A 14,775-nucleotide genomic window follows, 5' to 3' on the forward strand; every position below is an offset into this window, starting at 1 on the left:
CATGCGCCGACTGCTGGATTGTGGTTTGAACCTGGCGGCCCGGCGCTTTGGCCTGGCTTTTGTGGCGGCAGCCTGCATGACCACCGCCAGCCCAGCGCTGGCGCAAGTCCGTGACCTGGCCTCCCTGGTTCGACTGGCCAAACTGCGTGACCCGGTTTACCTGGCAGCGCAAGCCCAAACCCAGGCTGATCTGGAGCTTGAAAACCAGGCACGGGGTGCCTTGCTCCCCAACCTCAACGCCAGCGCACAATTCAAGAAAGAAGACACCACCAGCAGTCTGCGGGGGTTTTCGGTGTCCACCTCGGACACCCCAAAAACCTACGCCCTGAACCTGAACCAAGCCCTCTTTCGACCCCAAGCCTGGGAAAGCTACAAACAAAGCCAACTCAGTGGCGAAATTGCCAAACTGGCTTTGAACAAAGCTGAGCAGGACCTCATCCTGCGCGTGTCCAAAGCCTACTTTGATGTACTGGCCGCGCAGGACGACCTTCGCAACCTTCAAGCCCAAAAGGCCGCCACCACCGAGCAACTGGCGTCGGCCAAACGCAATTTTGAAGTGGGCACTGCCACCATCACCGATCAACAAGAGGCACAAGCCCGGTATGACCTGATCGTGGCGCAAGAACTGGCTGCCCGCAACCAATTGGACGTGCGCACCCTGGTGCTGGAAAACATCGTGGGAGAACGGGCACCAATGCTGGCCCGGTTGTCGCCGGATGTGAATCTGCAAGGCGTTGAACCCGTCACAGTGGACGCTTGGGCAGAGCGGGCGCAAGCCAGCAACCTGGACGTACAACAGGCCCGGTTGGCGCAAATCATCGCCAAGCGCGAAGTCAAAAAGGCCCGCGAGGGCCACTTGCCCACTGTGGATTTGAATGCCCAGGTGGTCAACACCAGCCAGCAGTCGTTTGATGCAACCAGCGGCAGGCCTTTTACCATCGATGTGGACAACAAAACACTCACCTTGGCGGTCACCGTGCCCATCTTCAGCGGTGGAGCCACGCAGAGCAAAGTGCGGCAACAAGCCGCACTGCTTGAAAAGTCCCAGAACCAGCTTGAACAGGCCAACCGCGGCGCGGTTCAAGGTGCCAAATCTGCATTTTTGGCTGTAAACACCGGCCTGGCGCAAGTGGCAGCACTGGAAACCGCAGTCAAGTCCAGTGAACTGGCCTTGAAGGCCAACAAAACGGGTTACGAAGTGGGTGTGCGCATCAACATTGATGTTCTGAACGCACAGCAGCAACTGAATGCCACGCAGCGGGATTTGTCCAAGGCCCGTTACAGCGCACTGGTCAGCATGCTGGAACTGCAGGCCGCTGTGGGCGCGCTGAGCGTGGACAGTGTCGACCGGATCAATACCCTGCTGGTCAACAACGGTCTTTAGATCAATCGGGCATTCAGCGCATTGAACGTGGTGAGTGTGGCACCCCGGTGGCTGCGCGCATACGAAAAAGCCGACTTCTTCATGGCCTCCAAGTCAAACTGTTTGTCCATGAATGCTTCACAAGCGGCCTGAAGGGACTCAAACCGCCGAGCGGCACCAGCCGCCAGCGCATCCTCTGCAGCTTTCTTGAAGTTAAAAGTGTGCGGCCCCATCCACACCGGGCATCCGTACGCACAGGCCTCAATTAGGTTTTGTCCACCGAGCTCAAGCCATGAGCCCCCCAACAACGCCAGGTCTGCCAGGGAATAATAAGCGGGCATTTCACCCATGCTGTCGCCCAGCACCAAACGAACTTGGCCGCGCCCCTCCGTGCCCTTGGGGACCAAGGTGGCGTCGGCCTGCGTGCCCCACTGGCTTCGCCGCACTGGCCGGGCCACCCCCAATCGCGTGGCAGCCTGCACCATCAGCTCAAATACCTCGTCGGTGCGCTGGGGGTGGCGAGGCACAATCCAGACTGCCGCCTGCGGCATGCGCTTGAAAAACTGGGTCCGCAACAAGGCCTCCAGCAACAAAGGCTCTTCACCCTCACGGCTGCTGGCAAACAGCAGCACCGGGTTGCCCTGCCCCACCTGCCGCCACTGTCGCCCCAAGGCAGCCAACTCCGGACGAAGGTCTACATCGAATTTCAAATTGCCACAAATGGCATCCACCGGGCGGCCCAGGGACTCAAACACCGCCGCATCGGCCGCGGTTTGGCACACCACCGTGTGCAACGCCTGAATGGCTGGTTTGCTTAACAGCGACAGCTGCCTCAAGCGCTTGCCCGTGGTGGGGGAAATGCGCGCATTGAGCAAGGCCACCGGCAGACCGCGCCGCCGAGCAACCGCCAACAGGTTGGGCCACAACTCGGTTTCCACCAACCACAGCGACGTGGCCTTCAACCTCGCCATGCAACGAGACATCAGCCAGGGCAGGTCGTAGGGCAGGTAACAAAAGACCACGCCATTCAAGTGGCTGTAGAGGCTTTTACAGGTGGCCAAACCGGTGGGTGTGGTGCATGAAATCACCCAAACATCGGCGGGGTACACCTTGGCCCAATGCTTCACCAAGGGGGAGATGGCATGGGCCTCACCCACCGACACTGCATGCACCCACAGACGCCGCTGTCCATTGGTCAACATGTCGCACTTGGGCACTGCAGCCAAAAAACGCTGAGACCATGCGGCACGGTACTCGGGCTGGCGAGCCGCACGCTTTAACAAATACAAGGCGAGCAGTGGTTGCACCAAGGCCAGCAGCAGGGTGTACAGGCCTCGCAAGGCGTTGGATGCGATCACAGCTTGTTGCCTCGTATCAATCGACTGGCGGCCTCGAACACCTCACCCACGGCTGGCACACGGCCCACATCGCCCAGGCTGATGGCATGGGGATTGAACCGCGGCGCAAAACGCCAAGCGGGCGTTGCAAAAAACAAGGCCACCAGGGGCAAATAATGGGCTGCCGCCAAGTGGGTCAACCCGGTGTCCACACCAATGACGAGGTGTGCTTGTTGCATGCGCTCACTCAGTTGCGCCAGGTTCATTCGAGGCAATACCTCCACATGGTCGATTCGTTCAGCAATCGCTTGGGCTTGCAGCTCCTCTGCTGCCGAACCCCACGGCAAGTAAATGCGATAACCCAAATCAGAAAACCGGTGCGCCAGCTCACGCCACTGCACCAAGGGCCATTTTTTTTCATCCCGAGCGGTGGCGTGCAAGAACCAGATTTCCCCCGCCTTGGGAATGGCGGGCACTTGTTTGCCCGGGCGGCTGGAATAAAACACCGGTGGGCCTTGCAAACGATAATTCAACAAGCCTGCAGCCAACTCGCGCAAGCGCTCCACCGCATGGGCCTGGGGGTCCCATCCCGCACGGCGTGAGTAAAACAACGCCGCCAAACCTTCCTTGGCATACCCAAAACCGGGACCCATGCGTGGCCCGTTGGCCGCACAGGCTAACAACGCACTCTTGAGCAAACCTTGCAAATCAATCACGGCGTCGTAATCGGTGTCGGCCAGGCTGCTGCGCAAGGCCTTCCATTGCTGCCACAAGTGTTTCAAACCCTGCTTGCGCCACACCCGCAACTGCACGGGGACCACGCGGTGAACCAAGGAATTGGCCTTCACCAGGTCGGCAAAAGGTGCTTCCACCATCCAGTCGATGGCCAGCCCGGGGTTGTGGTGCTTGAGATCATGCAAAACCGGCAGGGCATGAATAACATCACCCATGGACGTGGTTTTAACAATTAAGATACGCTTCATCTAGCGCAGGGCATGGGATTGGAATGCACCATTGTAAGCAGAACCTTTCCCGTCCGCCGCACACCGCACCCCAAGGATCGCAAATTTGATGTCCAAGCCAACCGCCACATCCACACTGCCCTTGTCGGCCGTGTTCATTACCTTGAACGCAGCCTCCCAATTGGAAGCCGCCTTGCGCAGCGTGGCCTTTTGTCAGGACATCGTGGTGGTGGACTCCGGTAGTACCGACAACACCATTGCGCTGGCTGAGCAATACGGTGCACGGGTGGTGTTCAAGGAGTGGCTGGGTTTTGGACCGCAAAAACAATTTGCGGTTGCTCAAGCCCGGTTTGACTGGGTGCTGTGCCTGGATGCGGATGAGCGGGTCAGCCCTTCACTGATGGCGAGCATTCAAGAGATTTTTTCGGGCTCAAGAGGTGAGCTTGATTTGCCCGGTATTGCCGCCTTTGACATGCCGCGCTGCAATTTTTTCATGGGCCGGTATCTGCGCCACGGAGAAGGCTATCCGGATTGGTCCCGTCGGCTGTTTCACCGCGCACGCGCAGGTTGGAGTAACGACGCCGTGCATGAAAAGGTGGAAGTACACGGTGGCTTGGCTGTTCAGCGGTTGCATGGTGATTTGCTCCATGAATCTGCAGAAACCCTCCAGAGTTATTTGACCAAGCAAAACCGCTACACCACCATTCAGGCTGAGCAACTGGTGATTCGCGGCAAACGGCCGGGGTTTGCCAAACTGGTGTTGTCACCCTGGGTACGGTTCATCAAGTTCTACCTGGTGCGGCGCGGGTTTCTGGATGGATGGCCCGGGTTTGTGCACATCGTGATCGGGTGCTTCAACAGCTTTGTGAAATATGCCAAAGCGCGGGACATGATGGATCGGTAGCCCGTGCTTCTCTAGAGCCCCCAGCAACCCCGGTCACCCGTGCCAAACGCCCCCCGAAAAGCAAAGGTTGCCCCGCGCCGCATTGGGCAAAATCGCGAACCGTCCCGAGAACTCGCCACTACGTGGCTCAAACATCTCGGTCCATGTGTTCGAATGCTGTGCGGGTCAAACCGATCGGGGGCTGACTGTTCGGCGCCGGGCACACCGGCATTGCTGGGGGGGCCTGCGCGGTTCACCTCCCCTGCAGCGACATTCAGGGCCATTGGCCAGAGCGTGCCAAGCAGGCGCGGTGAACTTGCCCACTGGGCACCCCATGGGCAAGTTCAGAGTTTCGTTCCCGACCGTGTTTTTTGGAGGGCGAAACTCAGCGATCGTGAGGCCCAGCGAGGGAGATACCAATGGACCGTCGCAAAGGGCGAGGTCACCGCGCAGGCCGCCAACACAGAGCCGCCAAAACAAAAACGCCCCGGCGAACCGAGGCGTTCTCGCGCATCAAAAACCCGCAATCAGTGATTGAGAATTTTGGACAGGAACTGCTGCGCACGCTCTGATCGGGGCGTACCGAAAAAGTCGTCCTTTGTACAATCTTCTACGATATGGCCCTTGTCCATGAAAATCACACGGTCGGCCACTTTGCGGGCAAAGCCCATTTCATGGGTCACGCACATCATGGTCATGCCTTCCTGCGCCAGCTCAACCATCACATCCAGCACTTCGTTGATCATTTCAGGATCCAGTGCGGAGGTGGGCTCGTCGAACAGCATGCAGATCGGGTCCATCGACAGTGCGCGTGCAATTGCCACACGCTGCTGCTGCCCCCCTGACAACTGCCCGGGAAATTTGTGGGCATGGGCCTTCAAACCCACCCTGTCGAGCAGCCCCAGGCCTTTGGCCATGGCTTCGTCCTTGGAGCGGCCCAACACCTTGATTTGGGCCAGGGTGAGGTTGTCGGTGATGGTGAGGTGTGGAAACAACTCAAAGTGCTGAAACACCATGCCCACGCGAGACCTCAGTTTGGGCAAATCGGTGCCCTTGTCACCCACGGAAATACCATCCACGGTGATGGTGCCTTTCTGGAATGGCTCCAGCATGTTCACGCATTTGATCAGCGTGGACTTGCCTGAACCGGAAGGGCCGCACACCACCACCACTTCCCCTTTTTTAACCGAGGTTGTGCAATCGGTGAGCACCTGAAAATTGCCATACCACTTGTTGACGTTGGAAATATCAATCACAGCGCGCTCCTGCTATCGGATAATTTGGGTTTTCTTTTGGAGTGCTTTCACGGTCATTGAGAGCGTAAAGCAAATCACCAGGTACACCACCGCCACGAAGGAATACATTTCCACGAGGCGACTGTCCCGCTGGGCGATCTTGGAAGCGGCACCGAGGAAATCGGTCACCGACAACACATACACCAACGAGGTGTCCTGGAACAAAATAATGGTTTGGGTGAGCAACACGGGCAGCATGTTGCGGAAAGCCTGCGGCAGCACCACCAGACGCATGGTCTGCCCGTACGTCAGACCCAGCGCATAGGCAGCACCAACCTGCCCCTTGGGAATGCTTTGAATACCCGCACGCATGATTTCACAGAAAAATGCGGCCTCAAACATGATGAAGGTGATGTAAGCCGACCGATCTGCACCAATTTGCGGAGGACGTTCTGCCCCGGTGATGGCCTGCAACACCAGGGGCACCAGGAAGTAAAACCAGAAGATCACCAAAATCAGCGGGATGGACCGCATGAGATTGACGTAACCCGCCGCCACATTGCTGAGCACCTTGATGCTGGACAAACGGGCCAAGGCCAGCAGCGTGCCAAAGAAAATGCCGCCCAGGCAGGCGATGACCGTGAGCTGCACGGTGTAACCCAGACCGCCCATGAGGTAGGGCAGCGAGGTGCTGATCGCACTGAAGTCGAGACTGTTCATTTATTTGCCTCCCGCGATGTAACCCGGCACTGCCGTGCGCCGTTCAACCAGCGCCATGATGCGGTTCACCGACATGGCCACAATCACGTACAGCACCGTGGCCGCAATGTAGGCCTCGAAAAATGCGAAGGTGTTTTCGCCCATTTCCTTGGTGCGGAAGGTGAGCTCGGTCAAACCGATGGTCAGTGCCACCGACGAGTTCTTGATGAGGTTCATGGCCTCGGAGGTCATGGGTGGCACAATGATGCGGTACGCCATGGGCAGCAGCACATAGCGATAAGTTTGCGCTTCGGTAAAGCCCAGTGCATAGCCAGCGGCACGCTGACCACGCGACAGCGACAAAATGCCGGACTTCACCTGCTCGGCCACGCGCGACGCGGTGAACAAACCCAAGCACACCACGGAGGTGATGAACTGCACCTCGGTCGGGTCCTGATTGATGGACCATTGTTTCAGCGGGGGAATGAATTCTGGGATCACGAAATACCAGATGAAGAACTGCACGATGAGCGGCACGTTCCGAAAAATTTCAACATAAGCGTTGCCGATGAAGGACAAGCCTTTGTGCGAGGTGGTTCGCAACACGCCCATGAGCGAGCCCACCGTGAATGCAATCACGGCCGCCACGGCGGAGGTGGCCAAAGTCCACAGCAGGCCGGAGAACAGCATCTCCCACCAGACCGTGTCTTCGCCGTCAACAATCGGCTGGAAAAACAGCAGCCAATTCAGATGGTTTGTCATGATTTGTCTCTCCCGAGCTTGGAACCCGGTCAGTCGATATCAAAAAGGCCGGCCCGCGCTTCACCGAAACGCAGCCGGCCTTGTTACTTGCCGAACGCTTATTCCACGCCCTTGTCGTTGGGGTTCGCGATGGCCGCTTTCAGTTCAGGCGACATCGGGAAGTTCAGGTTAACGTTCTTGGGCGGAATGGTGGACTGGAACCACTTGGTGTAGAGCTTGTTCACCTCGCCAGACTTCATCAAGCCGTTGAGGGTTGTATCCACCACGGCCTTGAACGGTGCGTCGTCCTTGCGCAGCATGATGCCGTAAGGCTCCGTGCGCAGCACTTCCGGAAGGAACATGAATTCACCGGGGTTGGGGCTGTTGGCCACCAAACCGGCAATCAGAATGTCGTCCATCACGAAGGCTTTGGCGCGGTCGTTGGCCACCAGCAGGAAGCTTTCAGCATGGTCTTTGCCGTAGATTTCCTTGAAGTTGATGTTGGCGCCTTTCTCGTGCTGCTTGATCAGCTGCACCGAGGTGGTGCCCGAGGTGGTGGCGATGGGCTGGCCATCCAGGTCTGCCAGCGACTTAATGCCGCTGCTCTTCTTGACCACCACTTTCACGTTGGTCACGAAGGTGGTGTTGCCAAACGCCACTTGTTCCTGGCGCTTCACCGAGTTGGTGGTGGAGCCACATTCCATGTCGATGGTGCCATTTTGCAGCAGCGGAATGCGGTTGGCTGAAGTCACGGGTTGCAGTTCAACCTTCAGGTCGGGCATCTTCATCTTGGCCTTGACTGCATCCACCACTTTCCAGCAGAGGTCCATGGAATAACCAATGGGCTTCTGATTGTTGTCCAGGTAGGAAAAGGGTACGGAGGATTCGCGATAGCCAATGGTCAGCGTTTTGGTTTCTGCGATTTTTTTCAGGGTACCCGTGTCTTGGGCCACAGCAGGCTGAATAGCGGTTGCGCAGGCCAGGGCCAGCGCGGCTGCAAGAATATTCCTCTTCATTTTTGCTCCTAGATTGAAATAACACACAGGGTGCAAGCACCCCACGGGATGGACTACAGTTTTATTCTCCGGGGTTGCGTGAGCACCTCGGGCCTGAGTATTTCTGTTAACTGCTGCTCGGACAGCAAACCCTTTTCAAGCACCAGATCAGCCACTTTTCGGCCTGTTTTCAAAGCAGTTTTTGCGATCTCAGAAGCTTGATCATAGCCTATGTAAGGGTTTAGGGATGTTGCCAGACTGGCCGATTCCTCCACCCGCGCACGCAAAAGCGACTCATTTGCGGAAATCCCTAATACGCAATTCTTGGTGAGGGTGCGGCAGGCTGCGGTCAAGTGGTGAATGCTCTTGAACAGGCTCCAGGCAATGATGGGTTCAAATGCGTTCAACTGCAGTTGCCCAGCCTCGGAGGCCATGGTCACCGTGATGTCGTTTCCAATCACTTCGAAAGCCACCTGGTTGACCACTTCAGGAATTACCGGGTTGACCTTGCCCGGCATGATGGACGAACCCGCGGCCCGGGGTGGCAAGTTGATTTCATTCAAACCAGCCTGTGGCCCGGAGGACAGCAAGCGCAAGTCATTACAGGTCTTGGACAGTTTCACGGCCACACGCTTGAGCACGCCGGACAACTGCACAAAAGCGCCGGTGTCCTGCGTGGCTTCCACCAGGTTCTCGGCAGTGATCAGGCCCAACTGGGTAATTTCTTCGAGGTAGTGGCGAGCCCGCGCCGCATATTCCGGGTCGGTGTTGATGCCTGTGCCAATGGCCGTTGCCCCCAGGTTGATTTCCTGAATCAGGCTGGTGGCCTCCTTCACGCGGGCGATGTCCTCGGTCAGCATGGTCGAGAAGGTGGAGAACTCCTGGCCCAGGGTCATGGGCACCGCATCTTGCAACTGGGTGCGGCCAATTTTCAGGATTTTGCGGAATTCAAAGGCTTTTTCGCCAAAGGCATCCCGCAATTCTTCCATGGCATCCAGCAGGCTGGCCAGGGCAGTAATCAAGCCGAGCTTGACCGCGGTGGGGTACACATCGTTGGTACTTTGAGATGCGTTCACATGCTCAATGGGGTGCAGCAGTTTGTAATCGCCCTTCTGACCACCCAGGATTTCAATGGCGCGGTTGGCAATCACTTCATTGGCATTCATGTTGGTGGAGGTACCGGCACCGCCTTGAATCACGTCAACCACAAACTGGTCGTGCAGCTTGCCTTGGCGAATTTCCTTGCAGGCCTTCACGATGGCATCGGCCAGGTGGCTCGGCAACACATCCAGATCGGCATTGGCCCGGGCACAGGCCCATTTGACGGCCGCCAGTGCATTCACCAATTCCGGCGCGTTGCTCAGGGCAAAACCAGTGATTTGATAATTGTCGAGCGCTCGGCTGGTGTGAACGCCCCAATAGGCGTCTGCGGGAATCTTCTTCTCGCCCAAAAGGTCTTTTTCGATGCGGACATCAGAACCTGCTTTCGCCACGTCAACCTCACCTGAATTGAAATTCGGGCCATGCTAAACGCGCAGAACGGAAGTGACCAATTCATATTGCGTATTAGATCATGCACTTTTTGCATGGGAATGACCATATCCGGGTTAACCCGAATGGGAATCCGGCCACAGGTGCCACACCAAATCCAGGTGGTCCTGTGCCACACCGGCGTCGCGGTTTTTCGGATTGCGGCGGTACAGGCGGATTTCCATCTCGGTGCGGTAAGGTCCATCCATGGGGGCCAGCCTTGCGCTCTGCCCCACCACACTGCCCGGCAACCAGGCCACGCCCACGCCCTCCTCGCACATGGCCTTCAAGCTTTCCGACATGTCGGTTTCGAACACCGATTGCTGCAAAAATACTGGCCCGGCTGCCAAGGCAATGTCCACCATGCGAGACAAATACGCATGGCGGGAATAACTCAGCACGGGCACTGGCAAGGGGGCCAGGTGGTTGAGTGCAAATACAGGCTCACCGGATGAGCCTGCTTTTGAAAAGGGCATGAAAGGTTCAGTGCCCAGCACCTTGTATTCATACCGTGCGGGGTCGAGTTCAATCGGTTCGCGGCTGTGGTGGTAACAGGCCAAAAAATCGCAAGCCCCATCGGTGAAGTGCAGTACGGCATCGTGCACATTGCTGGCGGTCAGTTGAAAGCTCAGGTCGCGCACCTGGTCGGCCATGCGGTGCTGCAGGGTTTGCACCCAGTGGGGCACCTTGCTGCAGGCCAAGGTGTGCGGCACCACCAAGCGCACCTGTTTGCGGTTTTGGGCTGCACCACCCCGCACCACGGTGCGTGCCTGGCGAATTTGCTCCAGCATGACCAGGGCCTGTTCGTAAAACACTTCGCCTTGGGCACTCAGCCGCGTGGGGTAGGCGCCGCGGTCAATCAGCTCGCAGCCCAACCAGCCCTCCAGGGCCTGAATACGCCGCGAAAAAGCAGGCTGGGTGACGCAGCGCAGGTTGGCAGCCTTGGAAAAATTCTTGGTCTGCGCCAGGGTGATAAAGTCTTCAAGCCATTTGGTTTCCATCGTCGGACAATTCCAGCTGCTGGTGCTGTTGAGTCGCCCACATTCGGGCGTACGCACCCCCTTTGTCAAGCAGTTCTTGGTGGCTGCCACGCTCAATCAACTCACCCTGGCTCATCACAAGGATTTGATCGGCATGCACAATGGTCGACAAACGGTGCGCAATGATCAGTGTGGTCCGGTTGCGCGAGAGTTCCCGCAACTCCTGCTGAATGGCCTGCTCCGAGTGGGAGTCCAGTGCCGAGGTGGCCTCATCAAAAATCAGGATGGCCGGGTTTTTCAAAATGGTGCGGGCAATGGCCACCCGCTGTTTTTCACCACCCGACAATTTCAGCCCGCGCTCGCCCACCGGGGTTTGGTAACCATCGGGCAGTGTTTCAATGAAATGGTGAATGTGCGCCGCTTTGGCAGCGCGTTCGACATCGGACTGTGTGGCACCGGGCCGTCCATAGGCAATGTTGTAGGCAATGGTGTCGTTGAAAAGCACGGTGTCTTGCGGAACAATACCGATGCTTTTGCGCAGGCTCACCTGCTGAACCTCGCGAATGTCTTGGCCGTCAATGCGGATATCACCATCACTGACTTCGTAGAAACGATACAGCAAGCGTGACAGCGTGGATTTGCCGGCACCGCTGTGGCCCACCACCGCCACGGTTTGCCCGGCAGGCACATTGAAACTCAAATCCTTGATGACCACGCGCCGCTCGTCGTAAGCAAAGCTGACATTGCGGAATTCGATGGCCCCGCCCTGCACCGCCAATTCGGGAGCGCCGGGCTTGTCCTGCACTTCCTGGTGTTCATCCAGCAATCCAAACATGCGTTCAATGTCAGCCAGCGACTGTTTGATTTCGCGGTAGATCACCCCCAGAAAGTTCAGTGGAATGTAAAGCTGAATCATGAAGGCGTTGACCAGCACCAGGTCGCCCAGGGTCATGCTGCCGTTGAGTACACCCACGGTTGCACGCCACAGCACGGCAGTCACAGCCAGCGCAATGATGGCGCTTTGCCCGGTGTTGAGCAATGAGAGCGACTTCTGCGACGCAATGGCGGCCTCTTGCCAGGCGGTCATGGACTTGTTGTAGCGGTCGCTTTCAAAGCGTTCGTTGCCAAAGTACTTCACGGTCTCGTAATTGATGAGCGAGTCCACTGCGCGCACATTGGCTTTGGAGTCGAGCTCATTCATGTTGCGGCGAAACTGCAGGCGCCACTCGGTGATTTTGACGGTGAACACGATGTACAACACCAACGCCGTGGCGGTGATCACCGAGAACCAGATTTCGTAATTCAGAAAGAGATAACCCACCACCAAGACGATTTCGATCAGGGTGGGCAAAATGCTGTAGAGCGTGTAGCTCACCAAACTGGAAATGGCGCGGGATCCGCGTTCAATGTCGCGCGTCACGCCGCCAGTTTGGCGGTTCAAATGAAAGCGCAGGCTGAGCGCATGCAGGTAGTCAAACACCTGAATGGCAATGGCCCGCACTGCATTTTGCGTGACGCGGGCAAACAGCAATTCACGCAATTCCGTGAACACGGTGGTGGACAGCCGTAGTGCACCATAAGCCAGCAACAGCGCAACCGGCATGGCAGCGGCGGCCAATGCAGCCTGGCTATTGAGCAGCGGGGTTAGGCCATCAATCAGTTTTTTGAGCACCAGCGGCACACCCACGTTGGCCACCTTGGCCCCGACCAAACAGGCAATGGCCAACACCACCCGCCATTTGTAAGCCCACATGTAGGGCCAAAGCTGTTGAACGGTGCCCCAATCGGTGCGTTTGCGGGGGCGGGCTGTGGGGGCGGGGTCACCCGCGGCGTGTCGGCGCATGCGATACTTCTTCAGCAAGAAAAACAAACATCACCCCATGCTACCACCGGCCAGGGCCTTGGCAGTGTTCGGGGCGAAACACCACCACAGGGGACAACACACATGAGCTGGATCAACGACAAGGTCATCATCATCACCGGGGCATCCGAGGGCATTGGCGAAGCACTGGCCAAGCGGCTGGGGCCAGGCAACACCGTGGTGATTGCAGCCCGTCGCCTGGAAAAACTGAAAGAGGTAGCAGCTTACATCAACGCCCATGGTGGTCGCGCCCACCCGGTGGCTTGTGATGTGAGCGATCAGGCCCAATGTGAGGCACTGGTGGAAGAAACCATCAAGATGTTCGGTGTCATCGACATTGTGGTGAACAATGCCGGCATTTCGATGCACGCCTGGTTTGACGACATCGCCGACTTGAGCACGTACGAAAAACTGTTCCGCACCAATGTGATGAGCATGATCTGGATTACCCACAAGGCCCTGCCCCACCTCAAGGTGCGCGACGGTTTGATTGTGGGTGTTTCCAGCCTGGCGGGGAAAACCGGTGTGCCTGCACGCACCACCTATTGCACCAGCAAATTTGCCATGAGCGGGTTCATGGAAGCGCTGCGCATCGAACTGATGGACACCGGCGTGGATGTGTGTGGCATTTTCCCGGGTGTGGTGGACACCGACATTCGCCGAAATGGATTGAATGCCGAGGGGCAGCGGGCGGGCATTTCGGGCTTGACTGAGGCAGGTGCCATGACCGTGGATGAATGCGTGGATGAAATGGTGCAAGCCATGGAAGACCGCAAGCGGGAATGGGTGATGACCAGCAAAGCCCGGCTGGGCCTGAAGCTGAAGCCCTTTTTTCCACAAATGATTGACCAAATGGCCAAAAATGCCCTGGACGAAAACCACGGCGGACCAAAAACTTGAAGGACATCCCCATGAACCAAATAACGCCCATGCTGCCTGTCGACCGGGAACCCACCATCCGCGTGATTCCAATGCCCAAAGATTCGAATGCTGCGGGTGACGTGTTTGGCGGCTGGATCATGTCGCAGGTCGACTTGGCGGGTTCAGTGCCAGCGGTGGCCCATGCCAAAGGGCGCGTGGTCACCGTGGCCGTGAACGAGTTCATTTTCAAGGAACCCGTGTTTGTGGGCGACCTGTGCAGCTTTTATGCGGATGTGGACAAGGTGGGCCGCACCTCAATGCGAGTGCGGGTGGAAGTGTATGCGCAGCGCAGGCTGCAGCCCGACAATGTGGCCAAAGTGACCGAGGCTTACATTACCTATGTGGCCGTGGATGAACACCGCAACCCGCGCCCGGTGGAGCCCTTGAAGTAAACCCGCTTAAAAGTGGGTGATGTCCTGCTGGTGCATTTCGAACGCAAACTCCACCTCGTTGACATGCTGCCATGAGCTTTGGCCTTTGACCTGCTTGCGCGACAACTCAATGCGGTAGTCGTACCGGTCGGGGCGGTACAGGCCTTTCAGCACCTGCACCGGGCGGCCTGTTTCGTCATACGCCACGCGTGAAATGGCCAGCAGTGGTGCGCCCACCGGCACACCCAGCGCATAAGCCACCGACGCATCAGCCAGGCGGGCGGAGATGGTTTGACGGGCTTTGGCGACTTTTACACCGGCTTCTTCCAGCAAAACCAAAATCGGAAACTCCCGCAAACGGCGGCGGCACAGGCGGCCGGACAAATCCTGCGGAATGAAGCTCGTGAGGTGAGCCACCGGCTGACCATTCAACTCGCGAATGCGAATGAGCTTCTCGACAATCGCGTCGCTGGGCAGGTGCAGCAGCGTGGCAATGTCGGGCGGGGGAATAATGCGTTTGGAGGTGATGAGTTGGAGGTCGGACGAGTCGCCACTGGCCTGCAGGCGCATGGCCGAGGCACTGAGCAACTGACTCTGCCCCAGGGAATGGCTGCGGGCTTCAGAACGGGGCTTCACGAAGGTGCCTTTGCCACGACCACGCGCCACCAGGCCTTCCTTGACCAAATCCTGCAAGGCGCGGCGCATGGTCACGCGGGACACGTTGAACTGCTCGGCCAGCACCAACTCGCCCGGAAGCGGCTTGGTGTCGTAATGACCTTCAATGATCTGCTCGCGCAGAATGAGGTAAATCTGGTGGTATAGCGGAACGACCTGATTGGGATCGAGCTTGGAATCACCGGCCTGGGCCGGATCAAGGGCGGGGGCAAATTCCATGAA

The 14,775-nt window shown here is 57.7% G+C and carries 14 protein-coding genes; 4 read left to right on the plus strand and 10 right to left on the minus strand.

Annotated features, from left to right (window positions below; genetic code table 11):
* Position 1: 1 nt before the first annotated feature.
* The gene (locus NQT62_RS01890; protein ID WP_256762860.1) at positions 2-1,384 is read left to right on the plus strand and encodes a TolC family outer membrane protein; all 1,383 of its coding nucleotides are present in this window, start codon (positions 2-4) and stop codon (positions 1,382-1,384) included.
* Here the strand turns inward: NQT62_RS01890 and NQT62_RS01895 are convergent.
* Complete coding sequence (locus NQT62_RS01895; protein ID WP_256762861.1) at positions 1,381-2,721, minus strand: 3-deoxy-D-manno-octulosonic acid transferase; 1,341 nt, start codon at positions 2,719-2,721, stop codon at positions 1,381-1,383. The genes NQT62_RS01890 and NQT62_RS01895 overlap by 4 nt on opposite strands.
* Positions 2,718-3,683 carry a lipopolysaccharide heptosyltransferase I gene (gene waaC, locus NQT62_RS01900; RefSeq protein WP_256762862.1) on the minus strand — a complete coding sequence of 322 codons (966 nt, stop codon included), beginning with the start codon at positions 3,681-3,683 and terminating at the stop codon, positions 2,718-2,720. The genes NQT62_RS01895 and waaC overlap by 4 nt, the downstream gene beginning before the upstream one ends.
* Before the next feature lie 88 nt (positions 3,684-3,771).
* On the opposite strand from waaC, the gene NQT62_RS01905 reads away from it, so the two are divergent.
* Positions 3,772-4,566 (plus strand): glycosyltransferase family 2 protein, encoded by a 795-nt coding sequence (locus NQT62_RS01905; RefSeq protein ID WP_256762863.1) that lies wholly within the window; start codon positions 3,772-3,774, stop codon positions 4,564-4,566.
* A gap of 506 nt (positions 4,567-5,072) precedes the next feature.
* Here the strand turns inward: NQT62_RS01905 and NQT62_RS01910 are convergent.
* The 7 genes from NQT62_RS01910 to NQT62_RS01940 all read right to left on the minus strand — a co-directional run bounded on the left by NQT62_RS01910 (position 5,073) and on the right by NQT62_RS01940 (position 12,568).
* Positions 5,073-5,801: an amino acid ABC transporter ATP-binding protein gene (locus NQT62_RS01910; protein WP_256762864.1), complete on the minus strand. Its 729-nt coding sequence runs from the start codon at positions 5,799-5,801 to the stop codon at positions 5,073-5,075.
* A 12-nt stretch (positions 5,802-5,813) separates the two neighbouring features.
* A complete protein-coding gene (locus NQT62_RS01915; RefSeq protein ID WP_256762865.1) occupies positions 5,814-6,500 on the minus strand; it encodes an amino acid ABC transporter permease in 687 nt (228 codons plus the stop codon).
* On the minus strand, positions 6,501-7,241 hold the full coding sequence (locus tag NQT62_RS01920; RefSeq protein WP_256762866.1) for an amino acid ABC transporter permease: 741 nt from the start codon (positions 7,239-7,241) through the stop codon (positions 6,501-6,503).
* A 98-nt stretch (positions 7,242-7,339) separates the two neighbouring features.
* Positions 7,340-8,236 (minus strand): amino acid ABC transporter substrate-binding protein, encoded by an 897-nt coding sequence (locus NQT62_RS01925; protein ID WP_256762867.1) that lies wholly within the window; start codon positions 8,234-8,236, stop codon positions 7,340-7,342.
* Between the two features lie 53 nt (positions 8,237-8,289).
* A complete protein-coding gene (aspA, locus tag NQT62_RS01930; protein ID WP_256762868.1) occupies positions 8,290-9,708 on the minus strand; it encodes an aspartate ammonia-lyase in 1,419 nt (472 codons plus the stop codon).
* Between the two features lie 114 nt (positions 9,709-9,822).
* Entirely contained in the window at positions 9,823-10,746 is a 924-nt protein-coding gene (locus tag NQT62_RS01935) for a LysR substrate-binding domain-containing protein (RefSeq protein WP_256762869.1), read from the minus strand.
* Entirely contained in the window at positions 10,727-12,568 is a 1,842-nt protein-coding gene (locus NQT62_RS01940) for an ABCB family ABC transporter ATP-binding protein/permease (protein WP_256762870.1), read from the minus strand. The genes NQT62_RS01935 and NQT62_RS01940 overlap by 20 nt, the downstream gene beginning before the upstream one ends.
* A 102-nt stretch (positions 12,569-12,670) precedes the next feature.
* Here NQT62_RS01940 and NQT62_RS01945 point away from each other — a divergent pair, with 102 nt between their 5' ends.
* Entirely contained in the window at positions 12,671-13,486 is an 816-nt protein-coding gene (locus tag NQT62_RS01945; RefSeq protein ID WP_256762871.1) for an SDR family oxidoreductase, read from the plus strand.
* A gap of 11 nt (positions 13,487-13,497) precedes the next feature.
* Positions 13,498-13,899, plus strand: a complete 402-nt coding sequence (locus tag NQT62_RS01950) for an acyl-CoA thioesterase (protein WP_256762872.1) — start codon at positions 13,498-13,500, stop codon at positions 13,897-13,899.
* Positions 13,900-13,905: 6 nt separating this feature from the next.
* Here NQT62_RS01950 and NQT62_RS01955 read toward each other — a convergent pair whose 3' ends face one another.
* Positions 13,906-14,772: a GntR family transcriptional regulator gene (locus tag NQT62_RS01955; RefSeq protein WP_256762873.1), complete on the minus strand. Its 867-nt coding sequence runs from the start codon at positions 14,770-14,772 to the stop codon at positions 13,906-13,908.
* Between the last annotated feature and the right edge of the window lie 3 nt (positions 14,773-14,775).

It is taken from the genome of Limnobacter humi, assembly GCF_024518835.1.
GTDB classification, from domain to species: Bacteria; Pseudomonadota; Gammaproteobacteria; order Burkholderiales; family Burkholderiaceae_B; genus Limnobacter; species Limnobacter humi.

Coding starts and splice junctions, on each gene's coding strand:
- NQT62_RS01945 (WP_256762871.1), top strand. CDS start 12,671: ATGAGCTGGATCAACGACAAGGTCATCATCATCACCGGGGCATCCGAG.
- NQT62_RS01940 (WP_256762870.1), bottom strand. CDS start 12,568: ATGCGCCGACACGCCGCGGGTGACCCCGCCCCCACAGCCCGCCCCCGC.
- NQT62_RS01950 (WP_256762872.1), top strand. CDS start 13,498: ATGAACCAAATAACGCCCATGCTGCCTGTCGACCGGGAACCCACCATC.
- NQT62_RS01955 (WP_256762873.1), bottom strand. CDS start 14,772: ATGGAATTTGCCCCCGCCCTTGATCCGGCCCAGGCCGGTGATTCCAAG.
- waaC (WP_256762862.1), bottom strand. CDS start 3,683: ATGAAGCGTATCTTAATTGTTAAAACCACGTCCATGGGTGATGTTATT.
- NQT62_RS01920 (WP_256762866.1), bottom strand. CDS start 7,241: ATGACAAACCATCTGAATTGGCTGCTGTTTTTCCAGCCGATTGTTGAC.
- NQT62_RS01915 (WP_256762865.1), bottom strand. CDS start 6,500: ATGAACAGTCTCGACTTCAGTGCGATCAGCACCTCGCTGCCCTACCTC.
- NQT62_RS01935 (WP_256762869.1), bottom strand. CDS start 10,746: ATGGAAACCAAATGGCTTGAAGACTTTATCACCCTGGCGCAGACCAAG.
- NQT62_RS01890 (WP_256762860.1), top strand. CDS start 2: ATGCGCCGACTGCTGGATTGTGGTTTGAACCTGGCGGCCCGGCGCTTT.
- NQT62_RS01925 (WP_256762867.1), bottom strand. CDS start 8,236: ATGAAGAGGAATATTCTTGCAGCCGCGCTGGCCCTGGCCTGCGCAACC.
- NQT62_RS01905 (WP_256762863.1), top strand. CDS start 3,772: ATGTCCAAGCCAACCGCCACATCCACACTGCCCTTGTCGGCCGTGTTC.